Below are 14,858 nucleotides of genomic sequence, written 5' to 3' on the forward strand. Positions count from 1 at the left end.
TCCGATGCAAGGTTCACCACTGAACGCTGCGTTGATCCCAGCTCCGGGAACACTCCGTGAGAACGTCCACCAGCGTGTCGCGCTGCTGAGTGATCACTTCGTGCGACGCGATGACGCCCACGGCAGCAACGGTCTTTCCATTGTCTCGTACTGCAATGGAGACACCGTCACCTTGCTCGGAGGCATTGGGGGAAGCGCAGATCCCGGTTTGTTCGATCTCGGGCAACGCCGCGAAAAACCTGTCGACGAGGGGTTGCTCATCCTCGCTGACATTTTTGAGGTACGCCCAGAGATCCCGCTTCTCCATGCCCGCGAGCAATACCCAACCGCCGGACGTGCGGATGAGGGAACGCCGCACGTAGTTCTCGGCGAGGTAGGCGAACCGGGGGTCGGACGAGCAGTAGTCGACGTAGAAGATGTCCGGTCCGACTGCAATGGACAGCACGGTCGTCAGGCCGGCCCGTTGGTGCACCTCTTCGAGGTCGGCATGCGTCACCGTCGAGACGGGCTGCCGCCCTGCCAATCGGTTGAGCAGATACGGCGCACTGCCCAGGGAGTAGCGCCGGTCGTGTTCGCCCAGATATCCGGTGGCGACGAGACCGTTGACCAAGCCCTGAACCGAACTGATCGGGGCTGACAGCTCTTTTGCTATCTCGCTGAGGGTGATTCCGCCACGAGCCCGCGCAACGCATTCGAGGATCGAGGCGATGCGATCCACGGTGCGATGACGAGCGCGGGCCCGCGCCCCTGTTGCGCCCTCCGGTTGCACCACGACAATTCCTCCTCGGTAGTCGCCCGGCGCGACTGCGGCCCACCCTATCATCTACGTATATACGTAATCAACTCCAGTATTGCGTAGACGTGGCTCGAGGTGCCATAGTCGTTGAAGCCACCTCGAACGAACCCATGTCGGCTTGAACGGAAAGACCACCACCATGACCACCCTCAGACTGGTTCCCCCGGTCTCCGCCGATCCCCACGCCGCGGACGCCCTGCGCGCCGAGGTTCGCGAATTCCTCGCCGGCCAACGCGCCGAGGGCAAGATCGGCCGGGACGTCGACTGCTGGCTCACCGGATGGGACGAGGACTTCTCCCGCGCCCTGGCCGCCCGCGGCTGGCTCGGCATGACTGTGCCCGTCGAGTACGGCGGACACGGCCGCAGCCACCTCGAGCGGTTCGTCGTCACCGAGGAATTGCTGGCTGCCGGGGCACCCGTCGCAGCGCACTGGATTGCCGATCGGCAGATCGTTCCGTCACTTCTGAAGTACGGCACCGAAAATCAGAAGCATCAATACCTGCCGGCCATTGCGAGTGGTGAGTGCTATTTCGGTATCGGTATGAGCGAACCGGATTCCGGTTCCGATCTGGCGAGCGTTCGCACCAAGGCCACCCGGGTCGACGGCGGCTGGTCGATCGCCGGCACCAAGGTATGGACCTCGGGCGCACACCGTGCTCACGCATTCTTTTGCCTTGCCCGCACCACCGCGGTCGATCCCGCGCACCGGCACGACGGACTGAGCCAGTTCATCGTCGATCTTCATTCCCCGGGTGTCGACATTCGGCCCATTGTGTCGATGAACGGCGAGCACCACTTCAACGAGGTCATACTCGACGACGTCTTCGTCGCCGACGACATGGTGTTCGGCACCATCGGCGACGGCTGGCAACAGGTGACCTCCGAACTGAGCTTCGAACGCAGCGGTCCCGAGCGATTCCTGTCCACGTTCACCTTGCTGGCAGAAACCGCCGAGCAGATGCGCGGCAATGCGATCCCCCGGCATACCGACCTCGGCCGTTATGTCGCCCGCATCGCCGGTCTGCATCAGATGTCGACCGCCGTCGCCGGCGCGCTCGAACGCCGCGAACCGGCCGATACAGCTGCCGCCGTCGTCAAGGTCCTGGGCACGTCCACCGAGGGCGACATCGCCGATTTCGCCGACCTGCTCACCGGTGACTACTCGCCGGACCGGGCCGAATACCACGACATGCTCGACGACGCCGTCGTGCAACGCCCCGGATTCACTCTCCGTGGCGGAACCAACGAAGTTCTGCGCGGCGTGATCGCGCGAGGATTGGGGATGCGCTGATGACTGCACCGTTGACGGTCGACCACGACCTCGTCGAGATGATGTCTGCGGTCTTCGCGAACCACCGCGAACAGAACGAGCCGGAGAGCGGCACCACCCCCTGGGATATGGGCTTGTGGAGCCGGCTGGACGAGCTGGGTTTGGTCCGGCTCACCGGCCGGGAAGAAAACGGGGGCAGCGGCGCGGGCTGGTTCGAGGCCGCCGAGCTGATCCGCGCGTCCGCCTCGAACGGCGTCCGAATTCCATTGGTCGAACACGATTTGCTGGCCGGGTGGCTTCTCGAGGTCACCGACTCTCCTGTCGATGCAGCGCGCCGCACGGTATGCGTGCTCGACAACGAAGGAATGGCCTCCGGCGTGCCCTGGGCAGCCCAGTCCGACAAGGTCGTTCTCGTCTGGCGGAATGGCGACACCTACCACGTCGCCGACGTCGAAACCTCGACGCTGGACATCGCTCCCGGCACCAACGTTGCCGGCGAACCGCGCGACACCGTCACCACCGACACCACCGTTCTGTCGGGCACCCCGGTCGCGGATGCCGTCGTCGACCAGTTACTGCTGCGCGGCGCACTGGCACGCGGACTGCAAACGTGCGCCGCACTCGCACGCATCCTGGACCTCTCGATCACCCACACGACCGAACGCACCCAGTTCGGGCGTCCACTCGCCAAGTTCCAGGCCGTCCAGAACCTGGTCGCCGACATCGCCGCCGAAGTCGCCCTTGCCCGCGCCGCTACCGACGCCGCCCTCATCGAAGCTGTCCGCACCGACTGGTCCGGACCCAACCTCGAGTTCCTCGTCGCCGCTGCCCGATCTTGCGCAGGCCACGCCACCTCCGTGGTGGTACGCAACGCCCACCAGGTGCATGGCGCGATCGGCACCACTCGCGAGCACCGACTGCACGAATTCACCACACCCGCTCTCGCCTGGCGTTCGGAGTTCGGCTCGGTCCACTACTGGGACGAAAAATTGACCGCGGCCGCCCTCGAAGCAGGGCGCGAGGGCCTCTGGGCCCTCGTCACCGCCTGAACACCTGGCTCCGCCTCGCCGACACCCTGCGCGTCGACGCTCGACTCTGACAAGGAATACAACATGGCTGACCTGGAATACACCGTTACCGGCGGCGTCGGCACCATCGTGCTCAATCGCCCACACCGTAAGAACGCCTTCACCTTCGACATGTTGGATGCCTGGGCCGAGGCGCTGCGGTCGGCACGCACCGACCCGGACGTGCGCGTCGTGCTCGTCACGGGTGCCGGAGGATCGTTCTGCGCCGGAGTCGATCTCGACGACTTCTCGGAGATCACCTCCACACTCGGTCGTCAGCAAGTACTGCAGGACCGCGTTCACCGCGTAGCCGCGGCTGCCCTCGACCTCGACAAACCACTGATCGCCGCCGTCGACGGTGTCGCGGTCGGCGCAGGCATGGATATGGCCCTGGCCTGCGACATCCGTCTCGCCTCGACTCGGGCGCGCTTCTCGGAGGCGTATGTACGGGTCGGGCTGATCCCCGGTGACGGTGGTGCCCACCTGCTGCCCCGCATCGTCGGTCAGGCACGCGCTCTCGAGCTGCTGTGGACCGGACGCTTCGTCGAGGCCCAAGAAGCCCTCGACCTGGGAATCGTCCTGTCAGTACACTCCACGGAGGAACTGCCCGAAGCCGCGCACGATCTGTGCCGACGCCTTGCCGACGGTCCCCCGGTCGCGATCCGCGCCATCAAGCGTCTCGTGCGGAATGGGGAGAACGTCGACTTCAGAACGTCGCTGTCGATGGTGGCCGCCGAGCAAGCCGTCGTGCAGTCGACCCAGGACTCCGCAGAGGCAGTCGCGGCCTTCCGTGAGAAGCGCGCACCCGCCTTCGTCGGCGAGTAACAGAAGTCACCGAACGCATCGGCAGTCACTCACGAGCGCCCAGAGCGGCACCGAGGAGACCACCGATCTGCGCCGAAACTTCGCGAACGAGGTGGGCGCTGTTCGCGACCATGTCCGCGAGGCTCGAAGGCCCCTTGGCGATGGAGAACGCCGAAAGGACTCCAGACGAGGCAATTTCGGCAGCCGACAGCTGAACCGTTCCCGCGATCACGACGACCGGGCAACTCGGTGGGGTGACGTCGAGGACGCCGCGGACGACCTTCCCGCGCAGCGATTGCGAGTCGAACGAACCCTCGCCCGTCAGAACCACGTCTGCATTAGAGCAGAGGTCACGCAGGCCGACGACGTCGGTGACCAACCGGGCTCCGGGTGTGAGTTCGGCTCCCAGAAGTGGCACCAGGCAGGCCGGCATTCCACCAGCGGCGCCCGCTCCTGGATGCTGGGCGATGTCGATACCGGTCTCGGCTCGGATGATCCGCGCAAGGTGCTCCAGCCCGGCGTCGAGGTCGATCACGTTCTGTGGTGTCGCCCCCTTCTGCGGACCGAACACCGCTGCCGCGCCGGATGATCCGCACAATGGGTTGTCGACGTCTGTGGCGACGCGCCACCGGACGTGACGGGCGCGCGGATGAAGCTGGGAATCATCGACAGACGCGATACCCGCAAGGCCGGCTCCACCGGGTTCCACCTCACGACCGTCGGAATCGAGGAACCGCATCCCGAGTGCTCGGAGAAACCCCGTCCCGCCGTCGGTGCTCGCCGATCCGCCGATGCACAGCACGATTTCGCCGACATCCTGGTCCAGCAGCGTATGCGCGATGACACCGACGCCGTAGCTGTCTGCGCGCATGGGCTGCAGGGGAATATCGGACACCTGCGGAAGACCATTCGCTTCGGCGGCTTCGATGATGCCGACCACTCCGTCATTCGAAATCCCGTATCGAGCCGTCCGTGCCCGCCCCACCGCGTCGATCGTATCGAGAAAACGAGGAACGGCGTGCCAGTTGGCGAGCAGTGCATCCAGGGTGCCCTCGCCGCCGTCGGCGAGGGGGCACTCGATGATGACCGCGTCCGGACCGAGCGCACTTCGCACACCTTCGGCCATCGCTGCGGCCACCTCGGCAGCCGTCAGACTCCCCTTGAAGGAGTCGGGCGCGATGACGACCGTGGGGTGACGACGAAGCATGCGACGGAGCCTAGGTCACTATCGGAACCTTCGCAGGGGCAGAGGAACCAGATTTCATCCGGCCGGACGAGGCTCGAGGCATCGAGGACAGTAGCTGTCCTGAATGGCTCATAGCCTGATGCCAACCGAATGAAAGGAGATCCGATGACGCTCGCTCCGCGCAGGTCAGAGCGACCGTGCCACTCGAAATCCGAGATCGTCGATGGAGAACGACGGGTGACTACGACGACGGCACGTCGCCCCACAACCTCGGGCTTCCTCGGCCCAGCTCCCGCCGCGGAAGGTTCGGTACGAGCCGTACACCTCGGCGTCATAGACATCCCAGCACCACTCCCACGCGTTCCCCAACATGTCATGGAGGCCCCACGCGTTGGGCGCTTTTCCGCCCACCCCATGGATGTGTCCGCCGGAATTGCGGCTGTACCAAGCGATGTCGTCGAGCTCGCCGTATCGGTATCCGGATGTTCCCGCTTTGCAGGCGTACTGCCACTCCGCTTCCGTGGGCAGGCGGTATCCGTCGGACTCGGGAGTGCACGAAACCTGCCGGCCGCCGTCGGTCACCGAGTAGTACTCCGTCAGCCCCGATTCCCGCGACAGCACATTGCAGAAATCGACGGCGTCGTGCCAGGAGACGTCGACCACCGGCGCGGCGCCATTGGAGGAAGACTTCGCGGAATCGTTCATGATGCGGGAATACAGCGAAGCGGTGACGGGACTACGCGCGAGGAGGAAGCTCTCGAGTTCCACCGTCCACCCCGTCTTCCTTCGGTCGTCTCTCAACGCAACTTCGCCGGCAGGGATTCGGGCCATCGCGACGTCGAGGCCGACCCTCGGATTCGACATGAAACGACCCTTCGCAATCAGCTGGATTACCGTGCAACATTCTTCAAGGCATTAGACCCAGCGGGCATCACGCGGTCAAGGCTTCTACTCGGCCGACCTGTCCGTCACCGGTACAGGAAGGCCGCCGTTCCCTTGACCTCGAGTGAACTCGAGGTATTAGCGTCCGAGCATGATCATCAGGTGTTCAGCCGTCCGAAATATACAAGCGACATCGTCCGGACAACCTGTAAGTTGGTCTGCGATCGACGGGGGACGACGTGATTCGTAACAAACATCGAAGCGTGCGGGCTTCACCGTGCGCCGCCGCTGCGCTGCGGCACACACATTCAGGCGCACAACACTGTGACGGTTCGCCGTCACTTCAGGCAGGGAGATTCTCATGACATCCGAAGCGGCGATCGAGGCAATAGAGCTGGTCAAACGATTCGGCGACAACGTGGCCGTCGATGGGGTGAGCTTCACGGTTCCGCAGGGATCCGTTCTCGGATTGCTCGGCCCCAACGGCGCGGGCAAGACCACGACAGTGCGGATGATGACCACCCTGAGTATCCCCACCAGCGGAACTGCGCGGGTGGCCGGTCACGACGTCGTCACCGACCCCGGGGCCGTGCGGCTGAGCATGGGACTGACCGGCCAGGCAGCGACCATCGACGAACTGCTGACCGGACGTGAGAACATCCGGATGATCGGCGAGCTCTACGGGCTGTCGGGCAAGGCAGCACGCCGTGCCAGCGACGAACTTCTCGAACGGTTCTCCCTCACCGCCGCCGGTGACCGGATCGCTCGAACCTATTCGGGTGGAATGCGCAGGCGCCTCGACCTCGCCGTGAGCCTCGTTGCCACACCACCGGTGCTGTTCCTCGACGAACCCACCACCGGACTCGATCCGGCCAGTCGGATCGAATTGTGGGATGTACTCCGGGAACTGGTCGAGGACGGCACGACACTACTGCTGACGACGCAGTACCTCGAGGAAGCCGACCAACTTGCCGACAAGATCGTCGTCATCGACAAGGGCAAGGTCATCGCCTCGGGCACCCCGGTGCAACTGAAGGACCAATCCGGCAAGGCCAGTCTCGTTCTGACGGTGTCGCACGTGGCCGATCTCGACGAGGCCGAGCGCATGCTCCGCCAGCACGTCTCAGACGTGCGGGTCGACAGGTCGGCCCGGCAACTGTCTGCGCCGACCGACGGCCTACGCGACATGACGCGTATCGCGAATCTTTTCGACGACAGCACCATCCTTCTCGATGACATCGGTCTCAAACGTCCGAGCCTCGACGATGTCTTCCTGAGCCTGACCGGTCACCGCGCCGAGACGGTCGAAACCGCACGTACCTCAGATGACCTGGAGACAGCCAGATGACCACCACATCCACACTGAACCCCACCGCGATCGGTACCCGGCTGACTCGTCCCGACATCAAGCCTGCGGGACTGGCACGTCAATCGTGGATCGTGGTGCGGCGGAACCTCACCCACATCAAACGAATGCCGGAGATGCTGCTGGATGTCACCATCCAGCCGGTGATGTTCGTTCTGCTGTTCGCCTACGTCTTCGGTGGGTCGATCATGACGTCGGGCGCGAACTACCGCGAATGGTTGCTCCCGGGCATCATGGCTCAGACCATGGTGTTCTCCTGCTTCGTGGTCGCCGTGGGATTGAATTCGGACCTCGACAAGGGCATCGTCGACCGCTTCCGGTCACTACCGATCTCGCGGTCGTCGATCCTCATCGGCCGGAGCGTGTCCAGCATCATCCACTCCAGCATCGGCGTCGTCGTCATGTCGCTGACCGGCCTCCTCATCGGCTGGCGCATCCACAACGGCTTCGGTGAGGCGGTACTCGCGTTCGCGCTGCTGTTGCTGTTCGGCTTCGCGATGATCTGGTTCGGCATCCTCGTCGGATCGTTGATGCGCTCGGTCGAGGCGGTCCAGGGGTTCATGTTCACCTCGATGTTCCCCATCACGTTCCTGGCCAACACCTTCGCACCCACCGAGCAGATGCCGACCTGGCTGCGGACCATCGCGGAATGGAACCCGATCTCCGCGCTCGTGCAGGCCATGCGCCAGCTCTGGGGCAACGCTCCCGCAGCACCCGCCGGCGCGGCGTGGCCGCTGCATCACGCGGTTCCGGTCACGATCGGCTGGTCACTGCTACTGATCGCGATCTTCGCGCCCCTCGCGGTGCGAGCCTTCCTGAACAGGACCCGTGACTGACCGATACGGACGGCAGCTAGCCCGACACCTCGTCCACCAGCTCCCACACCATCGCGGTCTGCGCGTCGAGGGCAACGCCGGTCACGCACAGCCAGAAGGCACGCCAGCGTCCGATCCGCCGCGGCACGCTGACGGTGCCGCCGGCACCGGGGATCAGCCCCATCGCCACCTCGGGAAGCCGGAAAAGGGAGTCCGGCCGGGCGACGATTCGGTCGGCGAACGCGGGAACCTCGATTCCTGCCCCCACGCAGCTACCGTGCACGCGGACCTCGATCCGGTCGGCGAGCTGCGCGACAAGCCGGCCGGCGCCCGCCCGGGTGCGGATCAGATGGGCGGTGGCCAGGTCGGGTGTCGTGCCGAATTCGTCGAGGTCACCCCCCGCGGAGAAGGAAGGTCCGGAGCCGTCGAGCACGATTTTCGTGATGGTGGTGTCCACGAGTGCGAGCCGCAGCGCCTCGACCAGACCGTCACGGACCTCGGCGCCGTAAGCGTTGCGGCGTTCGGGCCGATTCAATGTGACAAGAAGCGCGTCGTCTTCCCGCCGGACGAGCACCGGTTCCTGCGGCGAGGGCGGCGGCAACGGGCGCGGCCCGCGCTGCTCGAGCCATCGACGAAACTCCGGGCCCCCGAGCAAGGTGGAATACGCGAGCGATTCGACGTCGATCGCGGCAGGCACCGTCAGGTGCTCGGAGAGCTTCAGCACCTGGGCCAGTACCAGCGTCGAGTGCGGGTTGTCGGCGACCTTGCGGTGCAATTCTCCGACTGCCACATCCGGGTCCGGCACGGACACCGCGACGCGGTTGCCCGGCGCCGACTCCGCGACGATCGTCGCATCGAGGGCGGACGCCACCTTCTGCACATCTGGTGACAACTCCTGGCCGCCGTGGTGCAGGCCGACGAGTATCCGGTCACTGACGCGTGCCCTGTCCGCGGCGCGCACGCAGGTGACCGACTCGGCGGCGCCGTCGAGGTTCACCGTGAGCATCGGGCTGTCGATTTCGGCGCCCACGGACAGCAGCGGGCGGTCCGCAGCACCGTCGGCCAACTGCTCGAGCGTGATCGTTCGGACGTCGTTACCCATGAATACAGCCTGCCAGCTCCATATCGGTTGCGTGCAGCCGGGTTTCGTCGACCGCGTAGCATCGACGCCGTGCCTTCCCCCTCGACGACGGATCCCTCGGACCCGGTGCGAGACTGGGCCGACAGTGGCGTGGTCGCACTCACCGGCCGCCACGGCGGTCCCCCGATCGTGCCGCCGGGGCGAGCCGCGACGGTGGCGCAGGAAAGGGCCTCGTGGATCGCCGAGGTCACGGAACACAGCTCGCATCCCGTGCTTGTCGACGGTCCGCGACTCCTGTCCGAACGGGCCGCGTTCACCGGACACAGCCGGAGTGGAGACATCTCGGTCGGCGGCAGTTGTCGCCTCCTGCCCACGTCCGACGGGTGGGCGGCGGTGTCCTGTGCGCGACCCGATGATCCCAGCCTGTTGGGGGCGCTGATCAGCCGCGCCGTCGACGAGTCCGATCCGTGGCCCGCTGTTGCCGAGTGGCTGACGACCCACACCGGATCGGAGTTGGACGAGCGGGCGGAACTGCTGGGCGTCGCGGCGGGTTCGCTCCGGTCCACGGACACGATCCCTGGTCCTCTCGTGCCGCTGGCACCTCGTTCGGTGCAGGGATTGCTGGTCGTGGACTTCAGCGCCCTGTGGGCGGGACCGCTGTGTGCTCATCTCCTCGGGTTGGCCGGCGCCCGCGTCGTCAAGGTCGAGACACCGACCCGCGCGGACGGCGCCCGCCGTGGCAACGCCGACTTCTACGCCCTCCTGCACGGCGGGCACGAGGCGGTGGTTCTCGACCCGGATACCGTCGAGGGCAGGCGGTCGTTGGCCCTGTTGGTCGAGGCGGCCGACATCGTCATCGAGGCATCCCGGCCGCGCGCGCTCCGGCGCTTCGGCCTCGATGCCGACGAAGCGGTGGCGCGGGGAACCACGTGGGTGTCGATCACCGCGGCCGGGCGCGGGTCGGATCGGATCGGCTTCGGCGACGACCTCGCGGCGTCCGCCGGCCTGGTCGCGCACGATACCGACGGTTCCCCGTTGTTCGTCGGTGACGCGATCGCCGACCCCCTCACTGGTCTCACCGCCGCCGCACTGGCGATGTCGGCTCCCGCCGACGGATCGGGGTACCTGTGGGACATCTCGATGTCCGCGGTCGTGGCGGCCACGTTGACCGGCGAGCCCGAGGTGCAGTCCGAACGGCGAAGCGGTCATTGGGTCCTCGTGACGGAGTCGGGTGTGGCCGAGGTCGCGCATCCGCACCGCCGGACACCGCGAGGGCGGGTCGCGAATGTCGGAGAGAACACTGTCGACGCTCTCCGCAACCTCGGAATTCCGGTGCCATGAGCGACCTCGTCATTCGCAACGCGGAACTGGGCGGCGTGTCCGGTGTCGACATACGTATCTCCGGCGGAACGGTCACCGAGATCGGCCACGGAATCACCCCGGCAGGAGCCGAGGTGATCGACGCCGACGGTGGCGCTGTGCTGCCCGGACTCACCGACCATCACCTGCACCTGCACGCCATGGCCGCCGACGCCGTCTCGGTTCGGTGCGGGCCTCCCCACGTTCGCGATCGCGGGGATCTCATTCGCGCACTCGAACGTGCCCAGGCCGACGACAACGGGTGGGTGCGCGGCGTCGGATACATCGAAACCGTTGCCGGCGATCTGGATTCCTCTGTTCTCGACGCCCTGCACGGGCAACGGCCGGTGCGGATTCAACATCGGAGCGGGGCGATGTGGGTGCTGAACGGCGCCGCTACGGCGGCCGCGCGCCTCGCAGAGGCCGACCACCCAGGAGTCGAGCGCGACCGCTCCGGAACCCCGACCGGGCGCGTCTGGCGCGCCGATACCTGGCTGCGCGAACGCCTGCCACGCTCACAACCGCCCCGGTTGGCAAACATCGGTGCGGCGCTGGCCCGTTTCGGGATCACGACCGTCACCGACGCCACCCCCGACCTTTCCGCCGAGTCGCAGCAGGCCATCGGATCGGCCGTCCGCTCTCGCGAACTTCCCCAGCGGGTGTATCTGCTCGGCGCGCCGCTTCGAGGCGACCCGGACACCGTGGCGGGACGCGTCAGCGTGGGCCCGTACAAGATCGTGCTGGCCGATTCGGGTTTTCCGGACCTCACGGAGTTGGCCGACCTCATCCGCGACGTTCACGCGCTCGGCCGCGCCGTCGCCGTCCACTGCGTGAGCCGGGAAGCGCTGCTCATTCTTCTCAGCGTGTTCGAGGAGGTCGGCACAGTTCCGGGTGACCGGATCGAACACGGCGCACTCATCCCCCGCGAGAGCCTCGACGACGTTCGCCGACGGGGATTGCGGGTGGTCACTCAGCCGGGCTTCCTCGCCCACCGCGGCGACGACTACCTGCGCGACGTCGACCCACGGGACCTCTCGGATCTCTACCGCTGTCGCTCGCTGATCGACGCCGGCGTCCCCCTCGCGCTGTCGAGTGACGCCCCCTACGGTCCCCTCGACCCATGGCAAGTGATCGCAGCAGCCGTCGACCGCCGCGCACCCACCGGCGACATCGTGGGCATCGACGAGCGCATCACCGCTGCCGAAGCCCTGGACCGCTACCTCACGCCCGCCGGGGACCCGGGTGGCCGGCCCCGCGGACTCACCGTGGGAGAACCCGCCGACGTGGTGCTGTTGCACGTTCCGCTCGAGGAAGCGTTGCGAGTACTCAGCTCCGAGGTCGTTCGGAACACCGTGCTGGACGGAATCGTCACTTACGCTGCGTCCGTGGGCAATTCCCATTAAGTCGAGGAGTCGATCCGGATTCGCCGCCGATCGAGCATTTCGGCGCTATCGTGTTTTCGATGACGTACACACCCGATCCGCGTGTCGACGCCTACATCGATGCCTTGCCGGAGTGGCAGCAGACGATCTGCAGCGAAGTCCGGGAGCTCGTACACGAGGCGGATCCGGAGGTCACCGAAACAATCAAGCGCACCGTCCAGCCGTACTTCGTGCTGCAGGGCAATGTGTGCGCACTGCTGGCGGCGAAAGATCATGTCAACGTGTTCCTGTACGACGGCGGTATCGTCCCCGATCCGGACGGAATCATCACCGCCGGCCACGACAACAAGACCGCGCGCACGGTGGCCTTCCGGGAAGGCGAGAAGATCGATGCACCGCCGCTGCTGGCGATGTTTCAGCAGATCATCGCTAATAACCGTGCGGGCGGGTGGCGGAAGTTGAAGCGGGAGATGTAGCGCGGAAAGTGCGCGAGTGGTGCCTTCTGCGGGTTAGGTTGGCTGCATGGCGACCGGCAAGAGCAAGTCTCCCGCTGTCGAGCTGGCGGTCGGTGATCGCACCGTGCGAATTTCTCATCCGGAACGCGTGTATTTTCCGGCCACGGGGGCGACGAAACTCGATCTCGCGAACTATTACCTGAGCGTCGGCGACGGCATCGTGCGCGCGCTCCGGGAGCGGCCCTGCATGACCCATCGCTTCCCGGACGGACTGAGCGGGGAGAAAGTTCATCAGAAACGGTTGCCGCGCGGCGCACCGGATTGGGTCCAGACGGTGCGGGTGACGTTCCCCCGCTATGGGCGTCACGCCGACGAGTTGTGCGTGACGCATCTGGCCGACGTGATCTGGTCGGTGCAGATGTCCGCAGTGGAGTTCCACCCGTGGAACTCCCGCCGAGCGGACGTGGAGAAACCCGACGAGTGGAGGATCGATCTCGATCCGATGCCCGACTGCGGTTTCGACAGGGTGCAGCGCGTCGCCGGTGTCGTGCACGAGGTGCTCGACGAACTGGGGGCGACGGGCTGGCCGAAGACCTCCGGCGGATCCGGCGTGCATGTGTACGTGCGCATTCAGCCCGACTACGGATTCGACGACGTGCGCCGGGCGGCGCTGGCCTTCGCCCGTGAAGTCGAGCGGAGGGCGCCGAAAGATGTGACCACGACGTGGTGGCGTAAGGACCGCGACCCCGAGAAGGTCTTCGTGGACTACAACCAGAACGCCCGCGACCACACCATCGCCAGTGCGTATTCGGTGCGGGGTGTGGCCGAGGCAACGGTTTCGACGCCGGTGTCCTGGGACGAGATCGACGATGTCGACCCGAGGGAATTCACCATCGCCACGGTTCCCGCCCGCTTCGAGGAACTCGGTGACCTACACGCCGGAATCGACGATGCGGTGTTTTCGCTGGCGCCCCTGCTGGAATGGGCGGAGCGGGACGAAGCCGCCGGCCAACCCGATCCCGGTGGCGCCGAGGACTGATCGCCGACGCCATCAGCCATCCGGCGCGATGGTCGCGAGGCGCACTCATATGCCTTGACGCGTATATACCCAAAGAGGCATACTCGAATCATGGCGCTCGATGTGTTTACCGTGGTAGCCGAGCCGCAGCGCCGCCGGATTCTGGAACAGTTGCGCCGCGGCCAGGCGAGCGTCGGAGAGTTGGTCGACGTGCTCGACCTCTCGCAGCCCACGGTGTCGAAGCATCTACGGGTACTGCGCCAGGCGGGGTTCGTCACGTGCCGCACGGCGGCGCAGCACCGTATCTACAGCTTGCACCGCGACCCGTTCGACGAACTCGAGGCGTGGCTCCGGCCGTACCGCCAACAGTGGGATCGCCACCTCGACGCACTCGGACATCACCTCGATTCGAAGGAGAACAGGACATGACAGAGACCAATCGCCGGAGCGCGTACCGCCCCGGACCACTCGGTCGAGTCGAGACCACACCGGAGGGCGACCGGTGGACGCTGACGTTCGTTCGCGAATTCCCACATTCCCCGTCAGCGCTGTGGACAGCGCTGACCGATCCGGCGGAACTGCCGCAATGGGCGCCGTACACGGCGAGCCGCAACCTCGGAACACTCGGCCCTGCCACGCTCGTCATGGTCGATGGGGAAGAGCGAACCGAACTCGACGGCAACGTCACACGCGCGGACGCCCCGCACGTCCTCGAACACGCGTGGGGCGACGACGTCCTGCATTGGCAGATCGACGAAACCGAGTCGGGAACGCGACTGACACTCCGCCACACGCTCGACGACAAACGCACCACTGCAATGACGGCCGCCGGCTGGCACATGTGCTTCGACGTGGCCGAAGCACTCTTGGGTGGCAGCCCGATCGGGCCCATTGTCGGCGGTGACGCGATGAACTACGGCTGGCGCGAACTCAACGAGCAGTACTCCGCACTGCTCGGAGTCGAGCCGATCGACCCGACACTCGAGTGAACCGCTGACAGTGCCCGACTGCGCCAGTACGGTCGAAACCATGAGACTGCAATGGGAATCTGTTGTCGTCAACGCGGTGAATCCGGCCGCTCTCGGACAGTGGTGGGCAGCCGCCCTGGGCTGGGGGCTGGTTACCGACATCGAAGGGGATGTCCATATCCGGCCGACACCGGAGAGCCATCCGGAAATCCTGTTCGTCGCCGTTCCGGAACCCAAGCAGATACAGAACAGGCTGCATCTCGACTTTCGGCCCGACGATCAACAGGCCGAGGTCGAGCGACTCCTCGCCCTGGGCGCAAGACACGCAGACGTCGGTCAGGGACAGGAGAGTTGGGTCGTGCTCGCCGATCCGGAGGGCAACGAATTCTGTGTTCTCCGAAGTCGGTAA

The 14,858-nt window shown here is 65.9% G+C and carries 16 protein-coding genes; 12 read left to right on the top strand and 4 right to left on the bottom strand.

Annotated elements, in window-relative coordinates; genetic code table 11:
* Positions 1-13 precede the first annotated feature (13 nt).
* Complete coding sequence (locus R4P95_RS17635; RefSeq protein WP_397517733.1) at positions 14-769, bottom strand: IclR family transcriptional regulator; 756 nt, start codon at positions 767-769, stop codon at positions 14-16.
* 166 nt (positions 770-935) lie between these two features.
* Here R4P95_RS17635 and R4P95_RS17640 point away from each other — a divergent pair, with 166 nt between their 5' ends.
* From R4P95_RS17640 to R4P95_RS17650, 3 genes are all read left to right on the top strand, one after another.
* Positions 936-2,087: an acyl-CoA dehydrogenase family protein gene (locus R4P95_RS17640; protein WP_317745759.1), complete on the top strand. Its 1,152-nt coding sequence runs from the start codon at positions 936-938 to the stop codon at positions 2,085-2,087.
* A complete protein-coding gene (locus tag R4P95_RS17645) occupies positions 2,087-3,115 on the top strand; it encodes an acyl-CoA dehydrogenase family protein (protein WP_317745758.1) in 1,029 nt (342 codons plus the stop codon). The genes R4P95_RS17640 and R4P95_RS17645 overlap by 1 nt, the downstream gene beginning before the upstream one ends.
* Before the next feature lie 63 nt (positions 3,116-3,178).
* Entirely contained in the window at positions 3,179-3,958 is a 780-nt protein-coding gene (locus R4P95_RS17650; RefSeq protein WP_213576416.1) for an enoyl-CoA hydratase/isomerase family protein, read from the top strand.
* A gap of 25 nt (positions 3,959-3,983) precedes the next feature.
* Here the strand turns inward: R4P95_RS17650 and R4P95_RS17655 are convergent, their stop codons facing one another.
* Positions 3,984-5,144, bottom strand: coding sequence for a glycerate kinase (locus R4P95_RS17655; RefSeq protein WP_317745757.1), 1,161 nt, complete (start codon positions 5,142-5,144; stop codon positions 3,984-3,986).
* A gap of 165 nt (positions 5,145-5,309) precedes the next feature.
* Positions 5,310-5,987, bottom strand: coding sequence for a formylglycine-generating enzyme family protein (locus tag R4P95_RS17660; protein WP_249354365.1), 678 nt, complete (start codon positions 5,985-5,987; stop codon positions 5,310-5,312).
* Between the two features lie 379 nt (positions 5,988-6,366).
* Here R4P95_RS17660 and R4P95_RS17665 point away from each other — a divergent pair, with 379 nt between their 5' ends.
* Both R4P95_RS17665 and R4P95_RS17670 read left to right on the top strand, forming a co-directional pair.
* Positions 6,367-7,353: an ATP-binding cassette domain-containing protein gene (locus R4P95_RS17665; protein ID WP_213576414.1), complete on the top strand. Its 987-nt coding sequence runs from the start codon at positions 6,367-6,369 to the stop codon at positions 7,351-7,353.
* Positions 7,350-8,207, top strand: coding sequence for an ABC transporter permease (locus R4P95_RS17670; protein WP_109333217.1), 858 nt, complete (start codon positions 7,350-7,352; stop codon positions 8,205-8,207). The genes R4P95_RS17665 and R4P95_RS17670 overlap by 4 nt, the downstream gene beginning before the upstream one ends.
* A 16-nt stretch (positions 8,208-8,223) precedes the next feature.
* Here the strand turns inward: R4P95_RS17670 and R4P95_RS17675 are convergent, their stop codons facing one another.
* The gene (locus R4P95_RS17675; RefSeq protein ID WP_317745756.1) at positions 8,224-9,288 is read right to left on the bottom strand and encodes an enoyl-CoA hydratase/isomerase family protein; all 1,065 of its coding nucleotides are present in this window, start codon (positions 9,286-9,288) and stop codon (positions 8,224-8,226) included.
* A 69-nt stretch (positions 9,289-9,357) separates the two neighbouring features.
* On the opposite strand from R4P95_RS17675, the gene R4P95_RS17680 reads away from it, so the two are divergent.
* The 7 genes from R4P95_RS17680 (at position 9,358) to R4P95_RS17710 (ending at position 14,858) form a co-directional block, all read left to right on the top strand.
* Positions 9,358-10,608 carry a CoA transferase gene (locus tag R4P95_RS17680; protein WP_317745755.1) on the top strand — a complete coding sequence of 417 codons (1,251 nt, stop codon included), beginning with the start codon at positions 9,358-9,360 and terminating at the stop codon, positions 10,606-10,608.
* A complete protein-coding gene (locus R4P95_RS17685; RefSeq protein WP_317745754.1) occupies positions 10,605-12,029 on the top strand; it encodes an amidohydrolase family protein in 1,425 nt (474 codons plus the stop codon). The genes R4P95_RS17680 and R4P95_RS17685 overlap by 4 nt, the downstream gene beginning before the upstream one ends.
* 59 nt (positions 12,030-12,088) lie before the next feature.
* Positions 12,089-12,484, top strand: coding sequence for a DUF1801 domain-containing protein (locus tag R4P95_RS17690; protein ID WP_213576411.1), 396 nt, complete (start codon positions 12,089-12,091; stop codon positions 12,482-12,484).
* A 46-nt stretch (positions 12,485-12,530) separates the two neighbouring features.
* Positions 12,531-13,502: a non-homologous end-joining DNA ligase gene (ligD, locus tag R4P95_RS17695; RefSeq protein WP_317745753.1), complete on the top strand. Its 972-nt coding sequence runs from the start codon at positions 12,531-12,533 to the stop codon at positions 13,500-13,502.
* 90 nt (positions 13,503-13,592) lie between these two features.
* The gene (locus R4P95_RS17700) at positions 13,593-13,910 is read left to right on the top strand and encodes an ArsR/SmtB family transcription factor (RefSeq protein ID WP_213576409.1); all 318 of its coding nucleotides are present in this window, start codon (positions 13,593-13,595) and stop codon (positions 13,908-13,910) included.
* On the top strand, positions 13,907-14,470 hold the full coding sequence (locus tag R4P95_RS17705; protein ID WP_213576408.1) for an SRPBCC family protein: 564 nt from the start codon (positions 13,907-13,909) through the stop codon (positions 14,468-14,470). Before R4P95_RS17700 ends, R4P95_RS17705 begins: the two co-directional genes overlap by 4 nt.
* Before the next feature lie 40 nt (positions 14,471-14,510).
* Positions 14,511-14,858 (top strand): VOC family protein, encoded by a 348-nt coding sequence (locus R4P95_RS17710; protein WP_109335346.1) that lies wholly within the window; start codon positions 14,511-14,513, stop codon positions 14,856-14,858.

Origin of the sequence: Rhodococcus sp. IEGM 27, from assembly GCF_033142305.1 — a bacterium.
Lineage (GTDB): Bacteria > Actinomycetota > Actinomycetes > Mycobacteriales > Mycobacteriaceae > Rhodococcus_F > Rhodococcus_F oxybenzonivorans.

Excerpts from the sequence above, each read along its gene's own strand:
- R4P95_RS17690 (WP_213576411.1), top strand. The coding sequence starts at position 12,089 with ATGACGTACACACCCGATCCGCGTGTCGACGCCTACATCGATGCCTTG.
- R4P95_RS17675 (WP_317745756.1), bottom strand. The coding sequence starts at position 9,288 with ATGGGTAACGACGTCCGAACGATCACGCTCGAGCAGTTGGCCGACGGT.
- R4P95_RS17650 (WP_213576416.1), top strand. The coding sequence starts at position 3,179 with ATGGCTGACCTGGAATACACCGTTACCGGCGGCGTCGGCACCATCGTG.
- R4P95_RS17710 (WP_109335346.1), top strand. The coding sequence starts at position 14,511 with ATGAGACTGCAATGGGAATCTGTTGTCGTCAACGCGGTGAATCCGGCC.
- ligD (WP_317745753.1), top strand. The coding sequence starts at position 12,531 with ATGGCGACCGGCAAGAGCAAGTCTCCCGCTGTCGAGCTGGCGGTCGGT.
- R4P95_RS17670 (WP_109333217.1), top strand. The coding sequence starts at position 7,350 with ATGACCACCACATCCACACTGAACCCCACCGCGATCGGTACCCGGCTG.
- R4P95_RS17665 (WP_213576414.1), top strand. The coding sequence starts at position 6,367 with ATGACATCCGAAGCGGCGATCGAGGCAATAGAGCTGGTCAAACGATTC.
- R4P95_RS17655 (WP_317745757.1), bottom strand. The coding sequence starts at position 5,144 with ATGCTTCGTCGTCACCCCACGGTCGTCATCGCGCCCGACTCCTTCAAG.
- R4P95_RS17700 (WP_213576409.1), top strand. The coding sequence starts at position 13,593 with ATGGCGCTCGATGTGTTTACCGTGGTAGCCGAGCCGCAGCGCCGCCGG.
- R4P95_RS17640 (WP_317745759.1), top strand. The coding sequence starts at position 936 with ATGACCACCCTCAGACTGGTTCCCCCGGTCTCCGCCGATCCCCACGCC.
- R4P95_RS17660 (WP_249354365.1), bottom strand. The coding sequence starts at position 5,987 with ATGTCGAATCCGAGGGTCGGCCTCGACGTCGCGATGGCCCGAATCCCT.
- R4P95_RS17685 (WP_317745754.1), top strand. The coding sequence starts at position 10,605 with ATGAGCGACCTCGTCATTCGCAACGCGGAACTGGGCGGCGTGTCCGGT.
- R4P95_RS17705 (WP_213576408.1), top strand. The coding sequence starts at position 13,907 with ATGACAGAGACCAATCGCCGGAGCGCGTACCGCCCCGGACCACTCGGT.
- R4P95_RS17645 (WP_317745758.1), top strand. The coding sequence starts at position 2,087 with ATGACTGCACCGTTGACGGTCGACCACGACCTCGTCGAGATGATGTCT.